Genomic DNA, 24,893 nt, shown 5'->3' on the forward strand with positions numbered 1-24,893 from the left:
AATAATGTGCAAGTTGGGCAAGGGACCCAACACAGAGAAATTCTTAGCAAAGAATTTTTACAATAATGTGCAAGTTGGGCAAGGGACCCAACACAGAGGAACTGTACTTACAGTTTCTACAAACAATGCAGGTTGGCGAGCTAGTAAAAATTGTAAATCTAACTTAAAGGATTACAATTGTTTGCTAGCGCAACAATTGCATAAGAGCTAGTAAAGATTATAAATCTAACTAGCTCTAAATATACAAGACGGGTACCTACGAAACAATTTTTTTGTGTTCCATCCTATGACTCTTGTAATAAATATAAATTAATAAAGTAAGTAGGAGACGTCATGACCGTATTTGTAATGAAACTACAACATAAGTTTAAAAATATAGAATCCATGTTAAGTCGAAGTGTTTGGTCATTTAAAAAACCAATAATGAATCATTACCAATGTGCACACGATCAGTGGCTGCATAAATTAGGCGATATCTTATTACAATATGGTATTGAATATGATACTGGATTATTACCACATGAGTGGGAGTATCAAATTTCCAAGCAAGGTAAAATTAGTATTATTCAAAAGCATGTGAATCAACCAATGATTCATGTCAATTTATCATATAGTTTTCCGTATATTGCATGTGTTGTTGATTCACAACCTGTAGGTATTGATATCGAGCGTATATCAAGTAAGCTAGACTGGAAGATCTTAGTAACTTGTTTATCTGATAATGAAGCTGAAATAATTCATAGTAATCAAGACTTTTACAATATTTGGACGATGAAAGAAAGTTTAAATAAATTATTTGGTAAAGCGAAGATGTACAGCTTAGATGAACATGATGTAACAAAACAGTGTTATTATCGTAAGCAAGAAGTAGCATTTCAGCACTTTATCATCAATGATTTTATCATCCAAATTGCATTTATCAACAAGAATACCTTTAATTTAAAAAGCGTATCAACGTTCGATTTGCTAAGTCTGTAATATCATAAAAATTTGTACAACATGACGATGATATAAAAAAGCACCTCTATAATTTGAGAAGATAAATTTTCTCAAGTATAGAGGTGTTTGACTTTATATTAATTTATAACGATAAACAAAATGTTGACGAACTAATTCTATAGTCATCATCCAAACAATGTGACCAAAGAGTTCAGATAGATGTTCTTGGAATGGTTGATCCCATATAGCAGGTACTGTATGGGCGATTGGCATAATAATGAGGTGGAATAGTACCCACATTGCAATACCAAATACCGCACCTTGACCCATCGCCATGTATGAATATTTTCGGATTAAAAAGCAATAAATAATCGCAATGACAATAGAAAAACTGAAATGTATGATAAAACTCACCCATGGTAGTTGCATATTAGAAAAAGTATAAGTTTGATGCGTGAAGTCACTACTGAATCCTAATTGCTGCAGTAACTCTTGAGGTGGGTTTGTAGCATTTCGTTCAGGTGTACGTGGTGGAAACATCACTTCCCATCCTAATTTGACAATGCCAGATAATAAACCACCTATAAGACCAGCATAGATTAATAATCCTATTTGTTTTCTTGACAATATAATGACCTCCCATTTCTTTATGTAGTGTCATTATAGAACAATGTGAATTTATTCACAATATTAAATTGAAAATAAAAAAATAAAAATATCGCTTAATATCATTAAATAAAGAGGTATTTAGTGTATGAGCAAAGACGATTTATTTTATTAAAGCTAAATGATGTTATAGCTACCTAAACCATTAATATAATCGTTAACCACTTTCAGCTTAAATTCCAAATTATATTTAGCCAAAATAAATCACCCCAAAAATTAGATTTTAGGTCTAACTTTTAGGGTGCGGTTCATCATTCTTTGATAGCAGGGGTATATTTTATTACTGTTCAAGTTAACTGATAACTGTACCAATAAAATCGTTATGATAAATGTTATTAATAATATGCTCTGTTGATCCACATGCAATGACAACACTACTACAACCAAGTGATATTGCTTTTTGAGCTTCGCGAACTTTAGGAATCATACCACCATAAATATCACCGCTAGCGATATAGTTGTCGATGTTTGACGTTTTTAACATAGATAAAACTTTATCATTGACGATTACACCGTAAGTATTACTTAACACGTATATGGGTGCTTTTAAAGAAGCTGCGATGTAATAAGCAAGTGTATCTGCATTGATATTATAAAATTGATTGGAATCATAGTTATATCCAATGGAACTAATGATAGGTATAAATGTTGAACATAGGTGTGTTAAGGTGTCAGTATTAAGATGACTAGGTTCAGCAACGTAACCATATTTAAAATTCAAGGGTGTGATATTAAATAATTGGCCATCTAAACCATTTAAACCAATAGCATGACAGTTGTATTGATTAAACCGTGCAACGATTGCTGTATTGACATCAGCTAGCAACGTTTGACGTGTGATGTCGAGGGTTTGTTCATCAGTAACACGTAAACCATCAATAAATTGAGGGGCTATACTTTGACTTTGCAACGCTTTATTAATGAACGGTCCACCACCATGTACAATAATTGGATAAATATTAAGTTCACGCAATGCTTTAATATCGGTAATAATTGTCTCATGCATATCTGTTAAAGTACTTCCACCAATTTTAATAATAATATATTGAGTCATGATTTCACCTCTAGTAGTTACGTACGATATGAAGCATTAATTCGTACATAATCGTAAGATAAATCGCAACCGTAAGCAGTTGCCTTATGATTGCCAACACCTAAATCAACATCAATCGTAATATCATTGTGCTTTAATGTTTGCGACATCTCATCTTCATTAAAAGACACCGCCATACCATGTTTGACTACAGCGATACCATTCAATTTAATCGATGTTTGATTAGGTTGAATGTCACAATTTGTGTAACCAATTGCTGTAATGATACGACCAAAATTAGCATCTTGACCAAAAATCGCAGCTTTCACTAGATTCGAACCGACGATACTTTTGGCAACGACTTTAGCGTCAGATGTTGAACTGGCCCCATTTACATTAGCGGTAACGAGCTTTGTAGCACCTTCACCATCACGAGCAATAGCTTGTGCTAAGTAGTTACAAACATAATTAAACGCTGTTACAAATGTCGTCCATTGTGGATGTTGTGGATTTAGTGGTGTTTGATGTGCACAACCATTAGCCATGACTAAGACCATATCATTCGTGCTAGTATCACCATCTACGGTAATCATATTGAAAGTGTGATCTGTAGAAGATTTTAAAAGTGTTGTTAAATCATCATTTGCAATATTAGCATCAGTAGTAATAAAAGCTAACATGGTTGCCATATTAGGATGAATCATACCAGAACCTTTAGCTGAGCCACCGATAGTAATCGTTTGATCATCAATTGTTAGTGTGACGGCAGTGTGCTTCGTACACGTATCAGTAGTTAAAATAGCTTCATTAAAAGCATTAGGTATTGCGTACTGAGTGTCTAAGATATGTTTCGTACCATATTCAATTTTATCCATTGGTAAGTATTCACCAATGACACCGGTTGATGTAACGGCAACGTGTTTAGCTTCAAGATGTAATTGTTGTGCTGCCCAAGCTTGGGTTTGTTTCGCATCATTAATGCCTTGCTGACCTGTGCAAGAATTAGCATTTGCTGAATTAACGACTAAGGCTTGTAATTTTCCAGATGATTGCTTCAAAGTATCTTCTGTGACAATTAATGGGGCGGCTTTAAATTGATTAAGTGTGTAGACTGCTGCTGCACTGGCTAATTTTGTTGAATATAACCAAGCGAAATCCTTTTTATTAGCGCGTAAGCCAATATGCATGCCACCAGCAATAAAGCCTTGAGGTGTACTAATATCACCTTGATTTATTATTGTAAATTGTTGTGTAGTTTCATGTTGTATCATAGGAACACCTCTTATGGATAGACTGGCGATTGCTCAAGTCCTGTTGTAATATCTAAATCGTATAGTAAGTTAAGGTTCTGTATAGCTTGACCACTAGCACCTTTGACAAGGTTGTCAATCACTGATACTAAAATAGCACTTTGCGATTGTTCATCAACGTAAATACCAATGTCACAATAATTACTACCTAAGACTTCTTTTGTAGTAGGAAATTGCCCTAATGCTCTAATTCTGACAAATGGATGTTGTGCATAATATGAAGTCATTAAGTGATGTAACGATGTTGCTGTGTGTGGTGTAGTTAATTTAACGTATATGGTTGATAAAATACCGCGTGTCATTGGGACGAGGTGCGGTGTGAAGATTACAGAGACTGTTTCGTTGGCTACTGCTGATAAATATTGTTCAATTTCAGGTTTGTGTTTATGTTGACCTATGGCATAAGCACTTAAATTCTCATTCATTTCTGAAAAGTGAACACGTTGTGACAATGAACGACCTGCACCAGATACACCTGTTTTCGCATCAATAATAATTGTTGATACATCGATAATACGTTCATTTATTAGAGGATGCAGTGCTAGTAATGTTGCAGTTGGAAAACATCCAGGATTAGCAATTAGTTGCCCCAGTGACAATGGTGCGTCACTATTAATCTCCGAATGATTATTACTATGACATACTGACGTATTACTTAGTACGTTAGGCCATTCAGCAATACGATATGATGCACGAGCTAAATCTTCAATAGCTGCTGCTTCCTCTTGATAAAACTGTTCATAAACATCTCGATTTGTTAGACGAAAAGCTCCAGATAAATCAATAATATGGACACCAGTATTAAGAAAAGGAGGAATGCAAGCTTTACTCACATGCGCAGGTGTCGCAAAAAAGATAACATCACAGTCGTTATCATCAACAGTTAACGCTTCAAATTGATGTATCAAATGTTGCAAATGTGGAAAAGTGTGATGCAATGGTTCATCTACTTTTGAATGTGAATAAATATGCGTAATCTTAACTAGGGGGTGTGTTTGTAATAAGCGAATTAATTCAATTGCACCGTAACCACTACCACCAACAATACCTACTTTAATCATGAGAAATCCCTCCTATTTATGAATGTATGGGGAGTGGGACAGAAATAATTATTTCAAAACAAATTATTTCTTAGATGCCCGTCTGGCACATTAATGTAAAATCCACACATGGATTTTTGATGACGGGTCCCTTGCCCAACTATGCCCGTCTTGCACATAAAAGAAAAAATTTTATTTTTAAAATTTTTCTATGACGGGTCCCTGCATTGTCTGAAAAAACTGACTAACCAGTTTTTTTGTGTTGGGTCCCTTCCACCCCGGCAAGACTGACTAGGTTTTCAAAATGTTGATAAATCACCATTTTGAAAACCAGACAGTTACTGCCAAATGCTTAATTTTAAGTGTAAAATGCTTTTTGTCTCAGCCCCGCATTATAATTGTTATATGCCTAATTCAATTGTGTTCGTAAAGACATCCTGGCATGCACTAACGATATGCTGAATATCAGCTTCGCTAATAACTAAGGGTGGAGATAAACGAATAATTGTGCCATGTGTATCTTTGCAAAGAATGCCATGTTGAATGAGTTGTTGAACGTAAGGTGCAGCATTACAATGTAATTCAATACCAATAAATAAACCACGGCCACGAATGTCCTTAATCACCTTGCTATCGAGCTGTTGTAATTGTTTGAGTAACTTCTTGCCTAATTGTTCAGAGCGTTGGATGAGTTGTTCTTCTATTAGTACATCAATTGCAGCAGTCGATGTACCAATTGCTAATGGGTTGCCACCAAATGTTGAACCATGCGTACCAGGTGTTAACACTTTCATCACGTCATTATTCGCTAATACAGCCGATACAGGATATAGACCACCACCGAGTGCTTTACCTAGAATATACATGTCAGGTACAACATTTTCCCAATCCATAGCGAATAATTTTCCAGTTCGTCCCAAGCCAACTTGAATTTCATCAGCAATCAATAAAATATTATGCTCATCACATAACTTACGAACGGCTTGTATATAACCATCAGGAGGAATAATAACACCGCCTTCACCTTGAATAGGCTCTAAAATAATGGCTGCAGTATGATCTGTGACTGCTTGTTGTAATTGTTTAATATTACCGAAATCAACAGTAGTCATTCCTTCAAGAAGCGGATGGAATCCTTGTTTATAAGCGCTATGATTAGATAATGATAGCGACCCTAATGTCCGTCCATGAAAATTATTATTCATCGCAATAATTTGAACATTTCCATCAGTAATACCTTTAATGTCAGCTCCCCATTTTCTAGCAATTTTTAAAGCAGCTTCAACAGCTTCAGTACCAGTATTTACGGCTAACACTTTGTCCTTTTGAGCAAGTTGACAAAGCTTTTGTTGCCATTGACCTAGATTATCACTATAAACAACACGAGAAATAATCGATAATTTAGACGCCTGAGCTGTCATTGCTTCGATAATCTTAGGATGACAATGACCTTGGTTGGCTACTGAAAAACCAGCAATACAATCAATATAAACATTGTCGTCATCGTCCCAAACTCTAGCACCTTGTCCTTTGGTAATAACAAGGTGTAATGGTGCATAATTATTAGAACTATGGCGCTCTGTCAATTCAATCATAGATGTCAATATAATCCCCACCCTTATATTTATACATTTTAAAGAAATAATATTAATATATTACAGTTGTTCACTATAAGTGTCAAATAAAAATTTAATATTAAAACGATAAGAATGAGAATTTAATTATGAATGAAATAATAAATGCTTTGAATATTTTCAGAAAATTCAGTATATTATAATTAAAGATAAAGAAAGATGAAAGATAAAAATTGAATGAAATAAGATGAAAAGAAAATTTATGTTATTTTTTAGCACCCAGTTTATTTATTAGATCGTTACCATTTGTTTATGGAGCTACTGATTTTGCAGAAGGTGGTAGTTAGAACCATGGTGTAGGTAGCCAATATATATGGTCTTATTATTATCATGGTTATAAAGAACATGGTTCCACAGCAATAGGGTGTTATAAATCATATAGCGGATATACAAAGCCAGGCAAACGGGCTAGAGCATCTGCTGAAAAAGATAGTGGTTTGCTAATAAGGCATTCTACAATATTTATTAATAAACGCATGAGGAACATTCGAGGTGTTGCATGAAAGTTTTTAAAATAGTATTGGATTTTATTGTGGTGTTATTAGTTGCACTTTTATTATTTATCTTTAGTTACAAAGAAAGTGAAAGTTATATTCCTAATGCTAAATATATAGTGAATATTAACAAATGGAACTATGAACACAGTAAAACAGATATATTTAAATCAATTGAACAATTTGCTAAGCAACAAGATATCTCTATTTATAAAGTGAGTCCGAGCATCAGTAAAGAGAATGTAGATAAGGATATTTATATATTTAATCCACTTAATAACATCAAAATACAGCCCTTCAATTCACAACTCGTCAATCATTATTTAACAGATAAAGCATTACAACAACGTGATGTGCTGGGCGATTATTATATAACGTCGAGCCATTTTAATGAACAAGCGCTCAAAGACATGTTTCAAGATAAAGGACTCAAAGCTCATATTACTAAAGTAAATACAGGGCAAATCGCTTTAGAAGTTCTATTTGATACACAGTTAATTATACCTATTATAGCGATTGCTATGATTTATGTCTTATATTATTTATATGATAAAAATAGAAACTTCAAACAGTATGCGATTCAGTCTTTACATGGTTATCAACTTCACCAGCTCATTGCTCAGGGCTTTATACGTAAAAGTGGCTATTGGTTAATCATGATTATGAGCCAATTATTAGTAACCATCGTGACATTAATACTAACGACATTTAATGGCAACCTTTTAGTGTTTCTTCAAAGATTGATTGTCTTAGATATGATATTGATACTATTTGTCATCGTCGCTTATATTTGGTCAGCAATATTATTACTTAATTTGAATATTGCTAGTATGATCAAAGGGAAACAACATTTTAAGACGATGCGCACGATTAATACTATAGCGAAATGTATATTATTAGTGTTATTGGCATTTGTTATTACTCAAAATATTCATATCATGTCAGATTTACAGAAAGTTAAAGCAACAGAGCAATATTGGCATGTGGTAGATGATTATTATGCTGTTGAGTTGGCGCCTATTTTAGAAGATGAAGCAGCAATGAAATCTTCAATGGCTAACATACATAAGTTGATTCAAGATAATGAACGATATGGAAATGCACTATTAATTAAAACAAAAAGTTTTTTAGCATCATCACCTCATAATTATTCACCCTTTGATGGTAATGTCACCTTTGTTAATCCTCAGTTTTGGAAATTATATAATCAAAAATATCCACTAAATATTCCTTTAAATGATCGACCACAGCGTGTTGAAGCAATGATTCCGGCTAACCACAAAGCTGATTGGCACACAATTAAAGCTGAGTATCAAGAGTGGTATCTAGATTTAAAAGCTAAAAATATTAACAAAGGTTCAATCCAAGTAACGAAAGTTAAACAACCAACCGATCTCTTTTCATTTGAGTATCGTACTGTAGATTATTTTAAAAAGGTCAAATCGTCAGCGATTATCAATGTCACTGCAGATGACTTATGGGATGATTTCTACTATGCCACACTGTCACAAGGTGGCTATCTTTTTAAAGATTATGATGCTGTTAATGACAGTATAAAAAAATATAACTTACAAAATAAGATCAGCGGTGTCACTAAAGTCCAAGATATTATTGAACGTGATTACAGACAAAATCAGCTTCAACTCGTTGTGTTATCGTCATCAATGGTTTTCTTAATAATTGTGATGATTGCTGTCGTACTATTTGATGTCAAAATATATTTTGAACAGCATAATAAAGTAATCGTCATGAAAAAACTTTTTGGTTATAAACTTGCGCATATACATTATCGCTATGTATTACTAAGTAACCTGTTATTAATAATCGTATGGGGCATTACCTACAATATTATTAATAGTCCATATTTAAGTTGGTTATTCCTTACAACATTAGTTATACAGCTATTCTTACAATGTATCTATATGCGTTATTTAGAAAAATATTTCAACAAAGTGATAAGGGAGTTGTAAAGTTAATGAAAAAAGTATTTGCTGGCATATTAGCCATTATCGTAGTTATTCTTATTATCATGTACATTAACGTACCGTATGTTGATCGCTTTAATCCATTTATAAAAATGGAAACACACTATGCAAAAGTACCAACCAAGACGCAAGATTATGAAGATATTACGATCTATGATAAAGATGGTGACAAGTTAGGATATACCTTAACATTTAATGGATTTGATCCAAGTCGTGCATACGTTAAAGTAACACATAAAGGGCGCTATGTTAAATCAATCACTTACGTAGATAAATCACAGTTTCCTGAACAAGCGAGGTGATATATATGATTGAATTACAAGATATTACACTTAATAAGGATGATAAGACCATTTTTAATCATTTAAATATAACGTTCGACAAGGGTAAATCATATGCACTTATTGGTAAGAGTGGTTCAGGTAAATCGACATTGCTTAATCTAATCGCAGGTCTTGAAAAGAATAAGAAGCATCAAATTATGATAGATGGCAAGCTTCAAAAGTTTAATCATCAATTTTATAAAAATGATTTAGGGTATCTGTTTCAAAATTATGGCTTGATTGATAATTTGTCAATTGATGCCAATTTGGATCTTGGTTTGGCTTTTAAAAAGATATCAAGACAACAGAAAAAAGCATTGAAATTAAAGTATCTAAAGGAATTTGGTCTAACTGCAGACAGTAAACGTAAAGTACATACATTAAGTGGTGGGGAACAACAACGCGTAGCGCTCATTCGTTTAATTCTAAAAGATCCTGCTATTATATTGGCAGACGAACCAACTGGCTCATTAGATCAGCAAACGGGTTTGCAAATTATGGATGCTTTATTCAGTATGCTAACTAAAGATAAAGTGTTAATTATGGCGACACATGATATGACTTTAGCTGAACGTTGTGATGAAATAATAGACATTGAAAAATATAAATCAATTTAACGCACATATCAGTTTTTAAATGTACTATCCCCCAATTGAACTGATACATAATTATAGTATTTACTAGTTTTAAAATTAGATAACTTTTTAAAATGAATGAAAATAAACCGAGATATTCGCAATCAAAGCGACTACCTCGGTTTTTACATGTGTCCTTGTATTAAAAGGGTTCTCTTCCATATTGGACTGATACATAATTATCCACTTTTTATTGATCAGCCCTGAAAAATAGATAACCATTAAAAATTTAGTGCATCGTTGTACTAAGTTAATTATGTTGTTGGTGTGTGACGATATTTTACTTTAAAGACAATAAAGCCGATAACAAAACCAATAATACTTGGAACTACCCAGCCCATGCCAATCGTTGATAATGGCAAATAATGTTGACCAAAGCCAATCATTGATTTAGCAAATGTTGTTTGTGAAATAAATGTCGGACTAGCTTTTAAGCCATCAATGAAAGCTGCGAGTAAAGTCATAAAAATCGTCCATTGGTAAACAATTTTAGCATGCTGAAATTTACTACTGAATAATGTTAGGACGATTAAGACGATAGCTAATGGATACAAGAACATTAGTACTGGAATGGAGTACATAATAATCTTAGTTAAACCAACATTAGCAAATAAAAATGACACGAAACTGACAACAGTAGCAATCGCTAAATAATTTAATTTAGGAAATAGATGTTCAAATGTTTCTGAAAATGCCGTAATCAAGCCAATAGCCGTTTTCAAACAAGCGACCATAACAATGAGTGACAGGAGTATGATGCCATAATTTCCTAGGTAATATTGTGTTATTTGAGCTAAGGCGATACCACCATTGTCACTTAATTTAAAGTGCCCCATACTCAATGTTCCCATCATAGCTAATAGTGTATAGATCACACCCATCATAATGATACTGATTGTACCAGATTTAATGGTTTCTTTAGCAATGTCGGTAGGATTTTCAATACCTAACTTTTTAATAGTTGCGACAATAATAATACCAAATGCAAGTGATGCAAGTGCGTCGAGCGTATTATAACCATCTAAGAAGCCATTGAACAAGGCGTTAGATTGATATTGCTTACTTACAGGTGCATCACTAATGTTGCCAAGTGGATGAATAAAGACAAATAATAATATGATGCCTAATAATATTAAGAAAATTGGGTTCAAAAATTTGCCAATATATTCTAAAATGCGTGATGGTTTACTTGCAAAGAACCATGCCACGATGAAAAATATTAAACTAAAAATAAATAGATATAATGTCATTTGTTTAGCATCTAAGAATGGTGAAAATGCAATCTCAAACGATGTTGTTGCTAGTCTAGGTAAGGCAAAAAATGGTCCGATGACAAGGTACAGTGCAATCGTAAAAATATATGCATAAGTCTTATTTACTCGTGAAGCAATTTCAAATAAACCAGATGTTTTTGAAATACCTATAGCAATGATACCTAAAAATGGTAATCCAATTGCAGTGATTAAAAAGCCTAAGTTGGCAATGAGTACGTTAGATCCAGCAGCTTGGCCCATATGTATTGGGAAAATAAGATTACCAGCTCCAAAAAATAGTCCGAATAGCATTGATCCAATAAAAATATTTTCTTGCAGTGTTAATTTCTTCTTCATGAATGTCGTTGTTCTCCTTTGTAGAACTTTTATAAGTATGCTTATAAAGATAATATCAAAGATTAAATAGCAATTGATATAATTTTTTTAAATTAGGCATAAAATATACAAATATATATAGATATATTAGTAACTAAAATAGAATAATATAAACAGTTTTAACATTTCAAGTGTTGTCAGTTAAAAGCGTACGCTAACAAACTGGTGATAACGTTTTAACTATTTGGGTGACTAAATTGTATAGGATTAGGAAAATTATGTTGTCACAATTTTTCAGAGCTGTGCCATAGATAGACAATTCTTGAAAAGAGGGAAATCCAGCGATACTGTTAAACATTAGTATTAAAAAAACTACACTTACCATCGTAATTATGGTAAATGTAGTTATTGAAATGACGAATGACGCTACTTAAATAGCTATTAAGTAAAACAAGCCACTATCTAAGATATCTCCAAACGAGCTATAAAGTCATCAGTTGTTAGCGTTTGACCCATAATAGGGAAAATATAATTAATAGGGAAGTTGTGTGTCGTGTCATTTTGCGCAGACATCATATCAGTGATGAAATATTGATTGTAATTTAATTGAAAAGCGTCACGTGCAGTTGTATCAACACCAGCATGTGTTGCTACGCCACCTAGAACGATTGTATCAATACCACGACGACGTAATTGCAAATCCAAATCAGTACCGAAAAAAGAACTGAAATTACGTTTAGTAACGACATAGTCTCCATCTCTTTTATCTAGTTGAGGGTGAAATTGTGCATAAGCTGTCCCTTGTTTTGGTGGAAGAGAAATCATGGCATTCGGTTTTAATTCATCTTGACCATCATAAAAGTCAACGTGTACAAAGGCAATGAAACCATGCTGTTGTCTAAATATATTAATTAAACGATTGGCATTATTAATAATAGTGTCAACTGAATGTGGTGCATAATCGAGTTTGGTAATACCTTGTTGTAAATCAACAAGCACTAACGCAGTTTTATTAAAATTGATCGTCACAGGCCAACATCCTTTCTTTGTATAACTATTTTTTAGTGTGAGAGTGGAACAGAACGAATGTTGTCATTCCAATATGCAAGGGTAACCGGGGTTGTAAGATGTTGATGTATTATCATTTTACAAGACAGTAGCTACTAAACAATGTATATAACGCTGTTATCCCAAAATCAACACTGTATATCCATGGTCCACACCGTCAATCATTATAAACGCATATCTCTGAGAAATTATTTGATTAGATTGCTATCATAATAGTTATTATCAGTTATTAATGTGAACCATACGTCTTAATATTATTTATTTTGTTCTGAAAATGCTTTGGCGATGTCGATGAGTTTTTGTGGGGCGTCTTCCACAGCCATTGTCACTTCCACAAAATGCATGACATCTGGGTGAGTATTAATACGATTAAATGTCTCTTGTAAGTCTTTGCTAGAAGCTACATCGTGAACTTGAACGTCTTTGCCTCCAAAGACAGCAGGCAAGGCCTTATAATCCCACATGTGAATATCGTTATAAGATGCATACATACCATGAATAAGACGTTCCACTGTGTAACCATCATTGTTAATGACAAAGATGATTGGGTTAATACGTTGCTTGATCATTGTTGAAAGGGATTGTACCGTTAATTGTAGTGAACCGTCACCGATTAACAATATATTACGACGCTGTTGGTCAGCAAGTTGACTACCTAACGTTGCAGGTAACGTATAGCCGATAGATCCCCATAAAGGCTGTCCAATGAACGTATTCTGTTGAGACAATGCTAAATCATACGCACCAAAGAATGACGTACCTTGTTCAGCGATGATAATATCATGTGGTTTCAAGAATGTTTGCATCATATCAAAATAACATTGTTGCGTTAATGGTTCTGAGTTAACAGTATGGTGGTGCTTCTCAGGACGTTGGTAACTAGGGAAAGATGCTTGGTTGTGATATGTCATGGCACTTAGTTGTCGAAGTAATGATGGCAATGGGACATCTTCTATTGTAACATCATTTATTTTAAGGTATTTGTGATTTAACATGATGACATCGTTAATATCAAATTGATATGAGAATCCAGCAGTTGCTGAATCGGTTAATTTGGCTCCAATATTTAAAATGAGGTCACTATTGTCGACATATTGGCGAACGTTATCGTCAGCGATTTTTCCATCGTAAATTCCAAGATAATGTGAATTTTCTTCATTAAATGCACCTTTACCTAATGACAATTGCGCAACTGGTATGTTGGTAGCATCAACAAAAGCTTCTAGTTCTTTATGTAAATGGAAGCTATTAATTTCATGTCCAGCGATAATGACAGGTTGTGAAGCGGATGCTAATTTAGCTGCTAATTGTTGAATGTAATGAGATGCATCCACATCTTTTTGAGGTTGAGGGTTGTATGGTTCAGCAATATCAATTTCAGTTAAAGCAACATCAATAGGTAAATGAATGTGTACAGGACGACGTTCATTGATTGCGGCATCAATTAATCTAGGTATTTCTGTTGTTGCATTATCAGGTGTAATATAGCCTTGTGCTGTTGTAATATGAGCAAACATTTGACGATAAGCATCAAATTTACCTTCACCTAAAGAATGGTGAACATATTTACCAGCTTGTTCTACTTGACGTGTAGTGGCACCAGTAATGGCAATCACCGGGACACGTTCAGCATAGGCACCGGCAATGCCATTGACAGCACTTAATTCTCCGACACCAAATGTAGTAACTAAGGCAGCAAGTCCGTTAATGCGAGCATAGCCATCTGCTGCATAGCTAGCATTTAACTCATTTGTATTACCCACCCAGTCCACGTGTGGGTTAGCGATAATATCATCTAGAAAAGCAAGATTGAAATCTCCAGGAACACCAAAAATTTTGTCGACACCAGCTCGATAAATAGTGTCTATTAAATAAGCTCCAATGCGTTGTTTGGTCATAACAAAACCACCTTTTCTTAATATTTACATTTATAATGATAGTCTCACTTATTATGTAAGGTCAAGTATATTGACTTTGTTGTGTAAACGCTAACAATAGCGTATAATTAATGTTTTATAGGGGAAATAGGTTCTCTATTTTTTATGTATCAGTCCAATTTGTTAGAGAACCGTAAAATATGGCGTACAAATGGTTTAGCATTGTATTGAATTTAAAGTGAAAAAGCGTTAACCTAAATCGCTTAGGTTAACGCCTATATTGTTATATATTAGATTTATTTTGCTTCGAACAATTGATCGCCAAATAAAATAGAACCACTTTCGCCTTGTGTGAAATCAAGGTCTGTAATATTGCCTTGTGTAACAATAATAGGGGTAATATCACTTGTAGCATTGTTACGAATATAGTCTAAATCGAAAGTCATTAATATATCGCCTTGTTTTACTTCTTGTCCTTCTTCAACTTTTAAAGCGAAGCCTTCACCATTTAATTTAACAGTATCTAGTCCCACATGAATTAATAATTCTAAACCGCTATCAGAAATTAAACCAATGGCATGTTTAGTTGGGAAAATCATTTGGATCTTACCATTAAATGGTGCGCGAACTTCACCAATTGTTGGTTTAATGGCAATACCATCCCCCATCATTTTTTCACTAAATACTTGATCAGGAACATCTGCTAAAGGAATGATGTCACCAGATAATGGTGAATCAACGATATGACGTAAGCTGCCAGTTGCATTAGCGTCTTCATCAACGACAATAGCATCATCGTTATCATCTTCTAAAGTAGTTGGATTTTCAACCACTTGACCATTAATAATTTGTTGCATTTCATGTTTAATTTGATCTGATTTTGGACCAAAGATAGCTTGCATATTATTACCGACTTCAAGGACACCAGAAGCACCTAAGTCTTTTAGACCTGGAACATCAACTTTAGCTTTATCATTGACTTCCACACGTAAACGAGTGATACAAGCATCTAAATGTTTAATATTAGCCTTACCACCCATAGCTTCAAGTACAGCATAAGGTAACTCTGTGGCAGAAGTTTGTGAACTTTGTGATTGTTTATCTTCACGACCAGGTGTCTTGTATTTTAATTTGATAATACAGAATTTGAACACGAAGTAATAAATCACTGCATAAACTAAACCTACAGGAAAGACTAGCCACCATGCGGTCTTATTAGGTAAGACGCCTAGTAAGACGTAATCGATGAATCCACCTGAGAAAGTATAGCCTAAATGAACATCTAATAAATATAATGTTAAGAATGATAAACCATCAAGTACAGCATGGATAAAGAATAATAGTGGTGCTACGAATAAGAATGAAAATTCTAATGGTTCAGTAATACCAGTTAAGAATGATGTTAAAGCAGCAGAACCCATTAAACCAGCCACGACTTTTTTATTTTCTGGTTTGGCAGTTTGATAAATTGCTAATGCTGCTGCAGGTAAACCGAACATCATGACAGGGAATTCACCTTGCATAAATTTACCAGCCGTTAAATGCGCACCTTCACGAATTTGTTCGATGAAAATACGTTGGTCACCATGAATAATTTCACCGGCCGCATTTTTCCAAGAACCAAATTCAAACCAGAATGGCGCATGGAAGATATGGTGTAGACCAAATGGAATTAATAAACGTTTAATGAAACCAAATAAGAATACAGCTAAACCAGTGTTAGAATCTAATAAACCAGTACTGAATTCGTTTAGACCTGTTTGGATATATGGCCAAATATATGCCATAGGGAATGCTAAGATAAATGATGTTGTTGCCATCATAATAGGTACAAAACGTTTACCGGCAAAGAAACCTAGATATGACGGTAAGTTAATGTTATAGAATTTGTTATAACACCAGGCGGCTAAAGCCCCGATGATAATACCACCGAAGACACCTGTTTGCAGCGTTGGGATACCTAAAATGCTAGCATATCCACTAGATGGATCTCCGATACTTTTAGGTGTAACGTGTAAAAAATCACCCATCGTTTTATTTAAAACAATATAACCTACAAATGCTGCAATGGCTGCCACCCCATCACCGCCAGCTAAACCAATAGCGACACCGAGAGCAAAGATCATAGGTAAGTTATTAAAGATAATGCCACCAGCCCCGGTCATTAATTTTGCGACCGTTTGAACGCCACCATGTTGAATGAAAGGTAAGTAATGTTGTAATGATTCACCTTGCATGGCAGTACCGATAGCTAATAGTAATCCGGCTGCAGGTAAAATAGCAACAGGTAACATTAATGCTTTACCAATACGTTGCAATTGACCAAACAATTTCTTTCTCACTTGTCTAACCTCCAAATAATATTGTCTTGGCATTCGAATAAATGAGACCGAACATCACATTGACAATACGATATGTATGAAAAATTAAATCAGATGTCTCAGTCAGCGTTATTTGAAGCCTAATTGATAAGATTCAATAAAAAAAGCATGAGTAAATAAGCCGTATCCATAACTAATATACGTACACAGTACTTATTAACTCATGCCTAATCTCACTTAGTAACACGTTAGTATATGAAATTAATATAAAACATTAAACAATGTTAAGTGTAATGACTAGAATCTTACTTCCTTATACTTTTATTTTATCATGGTTAAGTATGCGTTTTCAATATAGTTTGTTAATTTAATTCAAATGTTGTTAATTTGTCATAAATTTATATGTAAAATTAATAAGATGCAGTGGCGTGAAGAATATGTTGTGCCCTTTTGGTAGGTTAGAGAGGTGGCCTATAAAGAAATGAGACAATTGATTAGGCAGAAAAGAGATTAGAGAATGGAGAAAAGTAGTGCAGTAGTACAGAAATTTAAAAATTGAGAAAAGTAGAGATAAAAATAAAAATCATAAAAGTTAAGCTACTTAAATATTTAAAAATAATTTAATTAAACTTTTATATTATTTTTAAACGTGTATAATTATTTTATAAAACTTGGTGGCCGATTTACCAATGTGTATCACTAACCAGCCATATTTTAGTTATGAAGGCGAGGTGGTACTTATGGCTATCAATATTGAAATACATATAACGTTGTTTATACAAGTTATTGTGACAATATATCTAGTCGCATTGTTATGTAGAAAGAAATAACCTCCCATACTAAAGAGTATGAGAGGCATAAAAATGGTCTAGTTATGATACATATTGACATATAAAAAGTGTAATATGCGCCATGTTTTACTCCTAATCGCGCAGCTAAAAGTGGTTAGGAGTTTTTATATTTATATAATAACATTATTTAATAAAAAAATAAAGGGAATGAGGCGTTGAATAATTAGAGACCTCGTTCCTTTATTTACACTTATTGATATTGATGGATATACAACTTTATTTACTTAAGTTATTGTTGCAATATAACCAGAAAAATCCTAATGTCACACCTAAAGAATATAACTACCAAGGACAAAAATTTACTGAGTTTGTATCAAATGAATTTTTTACAGTATACAAGTTGAAAGTAGACGGGAAATTTGGTTATATAAAGCCTAATGTATATTGTTTAGTTTCTGTTATTGATGGTAATGGTTCAGTTACAATTGATAATGAAAAATATAATATAGAGAAGGGTCAGCATTTCATACTTACTAATGATGACAAAACAATTACATTTAAAGGTGATATTGAATTAATTGTCAGTTATGCATAAAGAAGAGCTTTATGGTGGAAAAAGATTAAAAAATAATACTTACTCTCGTTGATGAAAATATTATTAAAGTGATAAAGATAATCAAGATGAGGAAATAGAGAAACTACGTAAACTCCATCTAAATGAATAAATAAAGATTTAACGTCATAAATATCTTAAAGTTATTAGAAATAATTTTGTTGCAACTTCATCAATTCGCATATGAATGAACCTCCTTTTAATAATGCTATCATTAGACCTAACTTTAAGGTCAATGAGTTTTCTATAATAACTAACAAAGCCCCCTCACTTCATAAAAGAGTAAGGGGGCTATTTTTGATTCTAATATAGTATTTATAAATTTTTTATAGTTTTCATGGTTACCTGTTTAATTTTGGTTGCAATATTTTTTTCTGTATTGGAACTTCTATTTAAATTATCAATATGAAGAGTCGTGATTTTGTATATGCCTGATAAATTTAAAGGGTATTTAAGTACGTGATATCCCATACGCCGTTTGAATCTATGGAGAATTTCTGGACCGCCTTGTGTATATAAAATGATGGCTTTTTTATTTTTCCACATCCCTTTTTTAAAATAGAGTTTATGTTTGAAGCTAAATGAATGTTCCGGCCAAAATGCATGGTCGATAAAACTTTTTAATATAGGTGGAACATTAAACCAATAAAGTGGATAAATAAATAGCAATGTATCAGATTGATTTAAAATTGTTAGCATATTTTTATGTTGATTGGTTAATTCGGTGTGATAGCCATTTTGTAATATTAATGGTAAATGTGCTTGTTGCAAATTAAATACATGTATGTCGTCATTATCTATACTTGCTAAAATTGATTGATATAAATCAAAGCATACTCCAGTTTGATTACCACCATAAATAATACTAATCATCATTTAATCTCCTTTGGTTTAATTCATCTAAAATAACTTTTTTATTAAGTGAATATTGATTGTTCTCAGACAGACTATAAATGTTTTTAAGTTTATTAAGGATAAATAATTGATTATTTAATTCATCTTCTTTTTCTTTAATAATTTTAGCCATATAAGTTAATGAATCTGAATTACATTTTTCAGTAGTTGGCATGTGGAATAATTCAATAATGTATTTAATATCTTTTAATTCAATATCCAAAGTTTTTAAGTCTATTATCATTTTCAAATCAATGATAGTAGCATCATCGAAGTAACGATATTGATTATCATCCCTGGGTACTGTTAACAAACCGATTTTTTCATAATATCTAATTTGTGATTTAGCGATATTTAATTTTTGTGCAACGTCATCAATTCGCATGTGAACGAACCTCCTTTTAATAAAGGCTATCATTAAACCTAACTTTAAAGTCAATGAGTTTTCTATAATCACTAAAAACAGCCCCCTCACTACATAAAAGAGTAAGGGGGCTTTGCTAGTATTTTCATTAATAAAATGATTACCGCCATAAAGTGCTACATTATTTCTTGTTAAACAATGAGAATGGTGTGAATCTGAATATGACTTTACCATTATAATTACGTTTGTCTGTTAGGACGTTAACTACTGTTTGTGCACCTTGATCCACTGTACGCATGTAAAAACCTTTCATGTGATTGTTTAAATCAGTAGTGATACCACCAGGCATTAATCCGAAGATGTTAATAGGAATATGTTTTTTCTTATAGTACTGACCAAACATTCTAATCATAGCATTTAAAGATGATTTGCTAGCAGTGTAACTAAATGGATGGAAGAAACGACTAGACTTAGAAGGAATCGTTAAGTTAAGAATCGTTCCTTTATTAACAGCTAAAATAGGTGTGAATGTCTTAATCATCTCAAAATTGCCAATAATATTAACATCAATGACTGACTTTAATTCATCAGCTGTGACTTCTAAAGGTGTGGCATCCATCTTACCGGGAATACCTGCGTTATTAATTAATACATTTATATCTGAATGATGTTCTGTAATATGTTGCGCTGCAGTGTGAATCGTATCTAAATCATTTAAGTCAATGTGAATCCACTCAGCAGTAATATCTTCACGTTCAAGTTTTTCTACAGCTGCTTTACCACGTTGCTCGTTTCTAGCACCTAGTAAAATATGCCAACCTAAGTTGCCTAATTTTCGTGCGCTTTCAAATCCAATACCTTTATTGCCACCTGTAATTAATACTTTCTGTACCATAGGTTAAGCTCCTTTATGTATCTCGCTTTTTAAAATTAAACATACTATAGCATTTATAGTGTAAACTAACAAAGATATCGTGTGGTACGGTAAAACGCTTTTCATAACGTGTATGCATATATAACTAAGGTATGGCATTAAGAGCTGAGTATTGCTCATCATGACGGTCACTAACACAAATACATCAATATAACTCAATATTATTGTCATCATTGATAACAGCAATTACCTTGGAATAACAGGTATCTCTGAAATTAATTGTTGTGCATAAGCAGATTGAGGATGTTTAATGATGGCTTCAGTTGTATTAAGTTCAACAACTCGACCATCTTTCATCACAGCTACACGATCACAAATTTCATTAATAACACCCATATCATGAGTGATAAAAAGATATGTGATACCGAATTCTAGTTGTAGTTGTTTTAATAATTGAATAATATCTTGTTGAATAGAAACATCTAGTGCTGATACAGCTTCGTCACAGACAATGACTTTAGGTTCAATTGCAAGTGCTCTAGCGATGCTCACTCTTTGACGTTGTCCACCAGATAATTCATGAGGATAACGATATAAATAACTACGATCTAATCCTACTTTTTCTAATAAGGTAACAACTTTTTCTGTGATATCTTTTTTATTATTTACCCTATGATGGACGATTAAAGGTCTACTAATGACATCGATTATTTTGAATCGTGGATTGATTGATGAAAATGGGTCCTGGAATATCATTTGTATATCTTGTCTTAATGGTTTCATTTCTTTGTTACTAAATAAATTGAGCGGTACGTTATTGTACCAAACGATACCTTGTGACACGTCCTTTAGACCGACGACCGTCTTAGCAAGTGTTGATTTACCTGACCCTGACTCGCCAACAATGCCTAATGTTTCACCTTTTAATATGGATAAATTAATATCATTAACAGCTCTAAATGGTTTGCCATCATCGTCTATATAATCGGCACTGACGTGTTCAAATTTTATTAGTGGGTCATTTGCCAATGTACGTGGAGGGCGAGTTTGATTGATATCTGGAATGGCATCAATTAAACGTTGTGTATAGGGATTCTGAGGATTTGTGAATATGTCGTTGACAGTACCACGTTCAACGACGCTACCTTCTTTCATAACAATTACATCATCACAAAATTGATAAACCACACCTAAATCATGTGTAATAAAAATAATTGACGTTTCAGTATATTCGTATAATTCTTGCATCAATGTTAATAATTCATTTTGTGTACTGACATCAAGTGCAGTCGTTGGTTCGTCAGCAATTAAAATTTGTGGTTTAAGTATTAGGGCAATAGCGATCATGACACGCTGACGCATACCACCTGAAAATTCATGAGGATAAGCATTGAATTTTTTTGCAGCATCTTTAATACCAACTTTTTCTAAAATATCAATGGCTGCTGCTTTAGCATCATGTTTTGAAATTTGTTTATGTTGGAATAAAACTTCGGTAATTTGCTTGCCAATTGTTGTACGTGGATTAAGTGATGATAACGGATCTTGGAAAATCATCGCAATATCATTGCCACGAATTTGACGTAAAGATGACAGAGACAAATCTGTTAATTTTTGACCATCAAAAATTATATCTCCTGTTAATGTATGCTCGGGAAAATCTGGCAACAATCCTAAAATTGATTTCGCTGTAATACTTTTACCTGACCCTGATTCACCGACAATTGCTAAAATATGCTTTTTACGTAAGTCGAATGATACATCTTTAACGACATGCTTAGATGCGTCATCATAATTAAATGTGACATTTAAATCTTTAACTGATAATAAATTTGTCATGATATTGAACCTCCCTATTCACAAAAGTGAAAAATTATTCTATACTTTGTATAACATAGTAATCCACTCGACATTATTTTACAAGGAGTGATTGTCATAAATATTTATTACGAAGTATTTCAAAAGTTATATTCTAAAGCATTTTATCGCATCATTATGATATTGCTAAGCTTACCAGTTTGGCTTTACACGGTTGTTAAATATTTATTGATTGAGAGCAAGCATCGTGTGCAACGTAATAATTCTGAAATTTCCGACATTGAATATGCGTTGCAACAAAAATATCAATACTTAAATAAACAACAGTCGCCAGCAATAATTCGTAAAGAAGCGCAAAAAATCTTTGACCAACAACATCGCCAACATATGAAAGGTGAAGATAACGCAACAAATTTGGCATCTTATTACCAATACACGTTGTTTCATCATGCTATCATCATTAAATTTATTTTAGCGTTGCCGTTATTTATTATGTTGACATTTTATATCAATCCGATTGTGCGTTACATGTTCGAACGTATCATGATGGCGGTCATCGTCATTATTGGTGTCATTATTAGCGTTTTTACCATTTTGTATTTTTCACCATTAGATGCTGCATACAGTGTCTTAGGTCAAAATGCTACGGCAGAACAGATTAAGCAGTTTAATACATTACATCATTTGAATGAACCTTATATTGTTCAACTGTGGGATGCCATTAAAGGTGTCTTTACATTCGATTTGGGCAAGACATACAAAGGTAACGAAGTGGTGACACAAGCAGTAGGTGACAGAATTCCTATTACGATTATCATGACGCTTATTGCCTTATTTATCGCTTTGATTATTGCTATTCCAATAGGTATTGTTAGTGCGATTAAACGCAATAGTTGGTTGGATATTGTATTAATGACAATCGCTTTAATTGGTTTATCTATTCCTAGTTTCTGGCAAGGACTATTATTTATCTTAGCTTTTTCACTTAAGTTAGATATTTTCCCGCCATCTTATATTCCGGAAAATCCACTATCATTAATTTTACCTGTGCTAGTTATTGGTACGAGTGTTGCAGCATCAATAACACGTATGACAAGATCGTCTGTGTTAGAAGTGATGCGTAGTGATTATATTATGACCGCATATGCTAAAGGTTTATCCACTTCTCAAGTTGTCTTAAAGCATATTTTGAAAAATGCCATTATTCCAATTATCACGTTGATTGGTTTACTTGTAGCAGAGTTACTTGGTGGTTCAGCAGTAACAGAACAAGTGTTTAATATTAATGGTATTGGTCGTTACATTGTTCAAAAACAACTTGTTCCTGACATACCAGCAGTTATGGCTGGGGTCGTTTATATCTCAATCGTTATTTCACTTGCCAATTTAGTGATAGATATTTTTTATACGTTAGTAGATCCAAAACTTCGCAGCGAACTTAGAGAAAGGAAGTGATCAGTATGTCAAATGTAATAAAAAAGCGTACTTCCTTAACATTATTTGCAGGATATGGCATAGTAACATACCTTGTTGTTTTTACGCTAAGTTTGCTTAATTTGTTTAAAGGCTATGTCGTCGATACATTTTATAGTTTTGAAATATTGTTACTTGTCTTAGTTATCGCTATTGTCACTATTGTTATGACACAATCTTCATGGCAGCATCACGCAGTATGGCGTTCACTTGTCATTGTGTTATTACTATTGATGACGGTGACTGGAAACTTATTTGCTTTATTAATGTTAATTAGTGTAGTTCGTTATAAACAAACTTCAACATTACATATTTATAATGGCTGGGAAGCATTTATTAATAAAGTAGTCACACATCGTATTGCGATGCTTGGTTTATTTATCTTAGTTGTTATGTTGACATTATCGATAGTAGCGCCTTTTACCTTTGATACAGAATTAGCTACTAAAAATCAATTCGATGTTTTACTACATGCACCGAGTTTAGAATATCCATTTGGTACTGATGACTTTGGCAGAGATCTATTTACACGCATTGTCATAGGTACAAAACTAACGTTTTCAATTTCTATTATTTCAGTATTTATCGCTGTGATATTTGGTGTTATTTTAGGAATGATTGCAGGTTACTTTGACCGTATTGATAATTTAGTCATGCGTATATTAGATGTTGTTTTTGCAATTCCAGCATTATTGTTAGCAGTTGCCATTATCGCGTCTTTCGGTGCTAGTACGACAAATTTAATTATTGCATTAAGTATCGGTAATATTCCTTCTTTTGCTAGAACGATGCGTGCAAGTGTCTTAGAGATTAAACGTTTAGAATATGTAGATGCAGCACGTATTACTGGGGAAAATACATGGAACATTTTAAGACGTTATATTTTACCTAATGCGATTGCACCTATGATTGTACGTTTTTCGTTAAATATTGGTGTTGTTGTTTTAACAACAAGTAGTTTAAGTTTCCTAGGTTTAGGTGTGGCACCAGATGTTGCAGAATGGGGCAACATTTTACGTACAGGTAGTAACTACTTGGAAACACATAGTAATTTAGCTATTGTGCCCGGTATTTGTATTATGCTTGTAGTTTTAGCATTTAACTTTATTGGTGATGCAGTGCGCGATGCACTAGATCCAAAAATACATTAGA

General features: G+C 33.3%; 20 protein-coding genes and 1 pseudogene. 8 read left to right on the forward strand and 13 right to left on the reverse strand.

Going from position 1 to position 24,893, the window contains the following annotated elements:
• The first annotated feature begins 333 nt into the window (after positions 1-333).
• A complete protein-coding gene (gene ausB, locus CD113_RS01630; RefSeq protein WP_002462492.1) occupies positions 334-978 on the forward strand; it encodes an aureusimine biosynthesis 4'-phosphopantetheinyl transferase AusB in 645 nt (214 codons plus the stop codon).
• Between the two features lie 93 nt (positions 979-1,071).
• Here the strand turns inward: ausB and CD113_RS01635 are convergent, their stop codons facing one another.
• From CD113_RS01635 to rocD, 5 genes are all read right to left on the reverse strand, one after another.
• Positions 1,072-1,551 (reverse strand): YagU family protein, encoded by a 480-nt coding sequence (locus CD113_RS01635; protein WP_088177455.1) that lies wholly within the window; start codon positions 1,549-1,551, stop codon positions 1,072-1,074.
• Positions 1,552-1,897: 346 nt separating this feature from the next.
• Positions 1,898-2,659, reverse strand: a complete 762-nt coding sequence (gene argB / locus CD113_RS01640; protein WP_002462494.1) for an acetylglutamate kinase — start codon at positions 2,657-2,659, stop codon at positions 1,898-1,900.
• Positions 2,660-2,676: 17 nt separating this feature from the next.
• Positions 2,677-3,909, reverse strand: coding sequence for a bifunctional glutamate N-acetyltransferase/amino-acid acetyltransferase ArgJ (gene argJ, locus CD113_RS01645; protein ID WP_002462495.1), 1,233 nt, complete (start codon positions 3,907-3,909; stop codon positions 2,677-2,679).
• 11 nt (positions 3,910-3,920) lie between these two features.
• The gene (argC, locus tag CD113_RS01650) at positions 3,921-5,009 is read right to left on the reverse strand and encodes an N-acetyl-gamma-glutamyl-phosphate reductase (protein WP_002462496.1); all 1,089 of its coding nucleotides are present in this window, start codon (positions 5,007-5,009) and stop codon (positions 3,921-3,923) included.
• 380 nt (positions 5,010-5,389) lie between these two features.
• Complete coding sequence (gene rocD / locus CD113_RS01655) at positions 5,390-6,592, reverse strand: ornithine--oxo-acid transaminase (RefSeq protein WP_002463761.1); 1,203 nt, start codon at positions 6,590-6,592, stop codon at positions 5,390-5,392.
• A gap of 341 nt (positions 6,593-6,933) precedes the next feature.
• Between rocD and CD113_RS01660 the strand changes: the two genes are divergently transcribed.
• Genes CD113_RS01660 through CD113_RS01675 form a run of 4 tightly spaced genes read left to right on the forward strand, consistent with a single transcriptional unit; the run spans position 6,934 to position 10,041 of the window.
• Entirely contained in the window at positions 6,934-7,125 is a 192-nt protein-coding gene (locus tag CD113_RS01660) for a lactococcin 972 family bacteriocin (RefSeq protein WP_231910054.1), read from the forward strand.
• Positions 7,122-9,086 (forward strand): DUF1430 domain-containing protein, encoded by a 1,965-nt coding sequence (locus CD113_RS01665; protein WP_002463763.1) that lies wholly within the window; start codon positions 7,122-7,124, stop codon positions 9,084-9,086. Before CD113_RS01660 ends, CD113_RS01665 begins: the two co-directional genes overlap by 4 nt.
• A gap of 5 nt (positions 9,087-9,091) precedes the next feature.
• Entirely contained in the window at positions 9,092-9,403 is a 312-nt protein-coding gene (locus tag CD113_RS01670; protein WP_002463765.1) for a YxeA family protein, read from the forward strand.
• Positions 9,404-9,408: 5 nt separating this feature from the next.
• Complete coding sequence (locus CD113_RS01675; RefSeq protein ID WP_002463768.1) at positions 9,409-10,041, forward strand: ATP-binding cassette domain-containing protein; 633 nt, start codon at positions 9,409-9,411, stop codon at positions 10,039-10,041.
• A 272-nt stretch (positions 10,042-10,313) separates the two neighbouring features.
• Here CD113_RS01675 and brnQ1 read toward each other — a convergent pair whose 3' ends face one another.
• The 4 genes from brnQ1 to ptsG form a co-directional block, all read right to left on the reverse strand.
• Complete coding sequence (brnQ1, locus tag CD113_RS01680) at positions 10,314-11,669, reverse strand: branched-chain amino acid transport system II carrier protein BrnQ1 (RefSeq protein ID WP_002463770.1); 1,356 nt, start codon at positions 11,667-11,669, stop codon at positions 10,314-10,316.
• A 441-nt stretch (positions 11,670-12,110) separates the two neighbouring features.
• Positions 12,111-12,677 (reverse strand): isochorismatase family protein, encoded by a 567-nt coding sequence (locus CD113_RS01685; RefSeq protein WP_002463772.1) that lies wholly within the window; start codon positions 12,675-12,677, stop codon positions 12,111-12,113.
• Between the two features lie 293 nt (positions 12,678-12,970).
• Positions 12,971-14,614, reverse strand: a complete 1,644-nt coding sequence (locus CD113_RS01690) for an alpha-keto acid decarboxylase family protein (RefSeq protein ID WP_002463773.1) — start codon at positions 14,612-14,614, stop codon at positions 12,971-12,973.
• Between the two features lie 275 nt (positions 14,615-14,889).
• The gene (gene ptsG, locus CD113_RS01695) at positions 14,890-16,935 is read right to left on the reverse strand and encodes a glucose-specific PTS transporter subunit IIBC (protein WP_002463776.1); all 2,046 of its coding nucleotides are present in this window, start codon (positions 16,933-16,935) and stop codon (positions 14,890-14,892) included.
• A gap of 1,065 nt (positions 16,936-18,000) precedes the next feature.
• Here ptsG and CD113_RS01700 point away from each other — a divergent pair.
• Positions 18,001-18,300 carry a cupin domain-containing protein gene (locus CD113_RS01700; protein WP_142380893.1) on the forward strand — a complete coding sequence of 100 codons (300 nt, stop codon included), beginning with the start codon at positions 18,001-18,003 and terminating at the stop codon, positions 18,298-18,300.
• A 333-nt stretch (positions 18,301-18,633) separates the two neighbouring features.
• Here the strand turns inward: CD113_RS01700 and CD113_RS01705 are convergent, their stop codons facing one another.
• From CD113_RS01705 to CD113_RS01720, 4 genes are all read right to left on the reverse strand, one after another.
• Entirely contained in the window at positions 18,634-19,191 is a 558-nt protein-coding gene (locus CD113_RS01705) for an NAD(P)H-dependent oxidoreductase (RefSeq protein WP_002463780.1), read from the reverse strand.
• A complete protein-coding gene (locus CD113_RS01710; protein WP_002463783.1) occupies positions 19,184-19,597 on the reverse strand; it encodes a MerR family transcriptional regulator in 414 nt (137 codons plus the stop codon). The genes CD113_RS01705 and CD113_RS01710 overlap by 8 nt, the downstream gene beginning before the upstream one ends.
• 160 nt (positions 19,598-19,757) lie before the next feature.
• Positions 19,758-20,471, reverse strand: coding sequence for an SDR family NAD(P)-dependent oxidoreductase (locus CD113_RS01715; protein ID WP_002463785.1), 714 nt, complete (start codon positions 20,469-20,471; stop codon positions 19,758-19,760).
• A 225-nt stretch (positions 20,472-20,696) separates the two neighbouring features.
• The gene (locus tag CD113_RS01720) at positions 20,697-22,289 is read right to left on the reverse strand and encodes an ABC transporter ATP-binding protein (protein WP_002463787.1); all 1,593 of its coding nucleotides are present in this window, start codon (positions 22,287-22,289) and stop codon (positions 20,697-20,699) included.
• Here CD113_RS01720 and CD113_RS01725 point away from each other — a divergent pair.
• Both CD113_RS01725 and CD113_RS01730 read left to right on the forward strand, forming a co-directional pair.
• Positions 22,288-23,723: pseudogene (locus CD113_RS01725) on the forward strand (ABC transporter permease). The gene CD113_RS01720 and the pseudogene CD113_RS01725 overlap by 2 nt on opposite strands.
• A 5-nt stretch (positions 23,724-23,728) precedes the next feature.
• Positions 23,729-24,892, forward strand: coding sequence for an ABC transporter permease (locus tag CD113_RS01730; protein WP_002463791.1), 1,164 nt, complete (start codon positions 23,729-23,731; stop codon positions 24,890-24,892).
• Position 24,893: the final 1 nt, after the last annotated feature.

The sequence above is a fragment of the Staphylococcus simiae genome (genome assembly GCF_002902085.1).
GTDB classification, from domain to species: domain Bacteria; phylum Bacillota; class Bacilli; order Staphylococcales; family Staphylococcaceae; genus Staphylococcus; species Staphylococcus simiae.

Excerpts from the sequence above, each read along its gene's own strand:
- CD113_RS01705 (WP_002463780.1), bottom strand. The coding sequence starts at position 19,191 with ATGATTAGTATTATTTATGGTGGTAATCAAACTGGAGTATGCTTTGAT.
- CD113_RS01730 (WP_002463791.1), top strand. The coding sequence starts at position 23,729 with ATGTCAAATGTAATAAAAAAGCGTACTTCCTTAACATTATTTGCAGGA.
- CD113_RS01675 (WP_002463768.1), top strand. The coding sequence starts at position 9,409 with ATGATTGAATTACAAGATATTACACTTAATAAGGATGATAAGACCATT.
- ausB (WP_002462492.1), top strand. The coding sequence starts at position 334 with ATGACCGTATTTGTAATGAAACTACAACATAAGTTTAAAAATATAGAA.
- argC (WP_002462496.1), bottom strand. The coding sequence starts at position 5,009 with ATGATTAAAGTAGGTATTGTTGGTGGTAGTGGTTACGGTGCAATTGAA.
- CD113_RS01710 (WP_002463783.1), bottom strand. The coding sequence starts at position 19,597 with ATGCGAATTGATGACGTTGCACAAAAATTAAATATCGCTAAATCACAA.
- CD113_RS01665 (WP_002463763.1), top strand. The coding sequence starts at position 7,122 with ATGAAAGTTTTTAAAATAGTATTGGATTTTATTGTGGTGTTATTAGTT.
- CD113_RS01720 (WP_002463787.1), bottom strand. The coding sequence starts at position 22,289 with ATGACAAATTTATTATCAGTTAAAGATTTAAATGTCACATTTAATTAT.
- argJ (WP_002462495.1), bottom strand. The coding sequence starts at position 3,909 with ATGATACAACATGAAACTACACAACAATTTACAATAATAAATCAAGGT.
- argB (WP_002462494.1), bottom strand. The coding sequence starts at position 2,659 with ATGACTCAATATATTATTATTAAAATTGGTGGAAGTACTTTAACAGAT.
- CD113_RS01670 (WP_002463765.1), top strand. The coding sequence starts at position 9,092 with ATGAAAAAAGTATTTGCTGGCATATTAGCCATTATCGTAGTTATTCTT.
- CD113_RS01715 (WP_002463785.1), bottom strand. The coding sequence starts at position 20,471 with ATGGTACAGAAAGTATTAATTACAGGTGGCAATAAAGGTATTGGATTT.
- CD113_RS01690 (WP_002463773.1), bottom strand. The coding sequence starts at position 14,614 with ATGACCAAACAACGCATTGGAGCTTATTTAATAGACACTATTTATCGA.
- brnQ1 (WP_002463770.1), bottom strand. The coding sequence starts at position 11,669 with ATGAAGAAGAAATTAACACTGCAAGAAAATATTTTTATTGGATCAATG.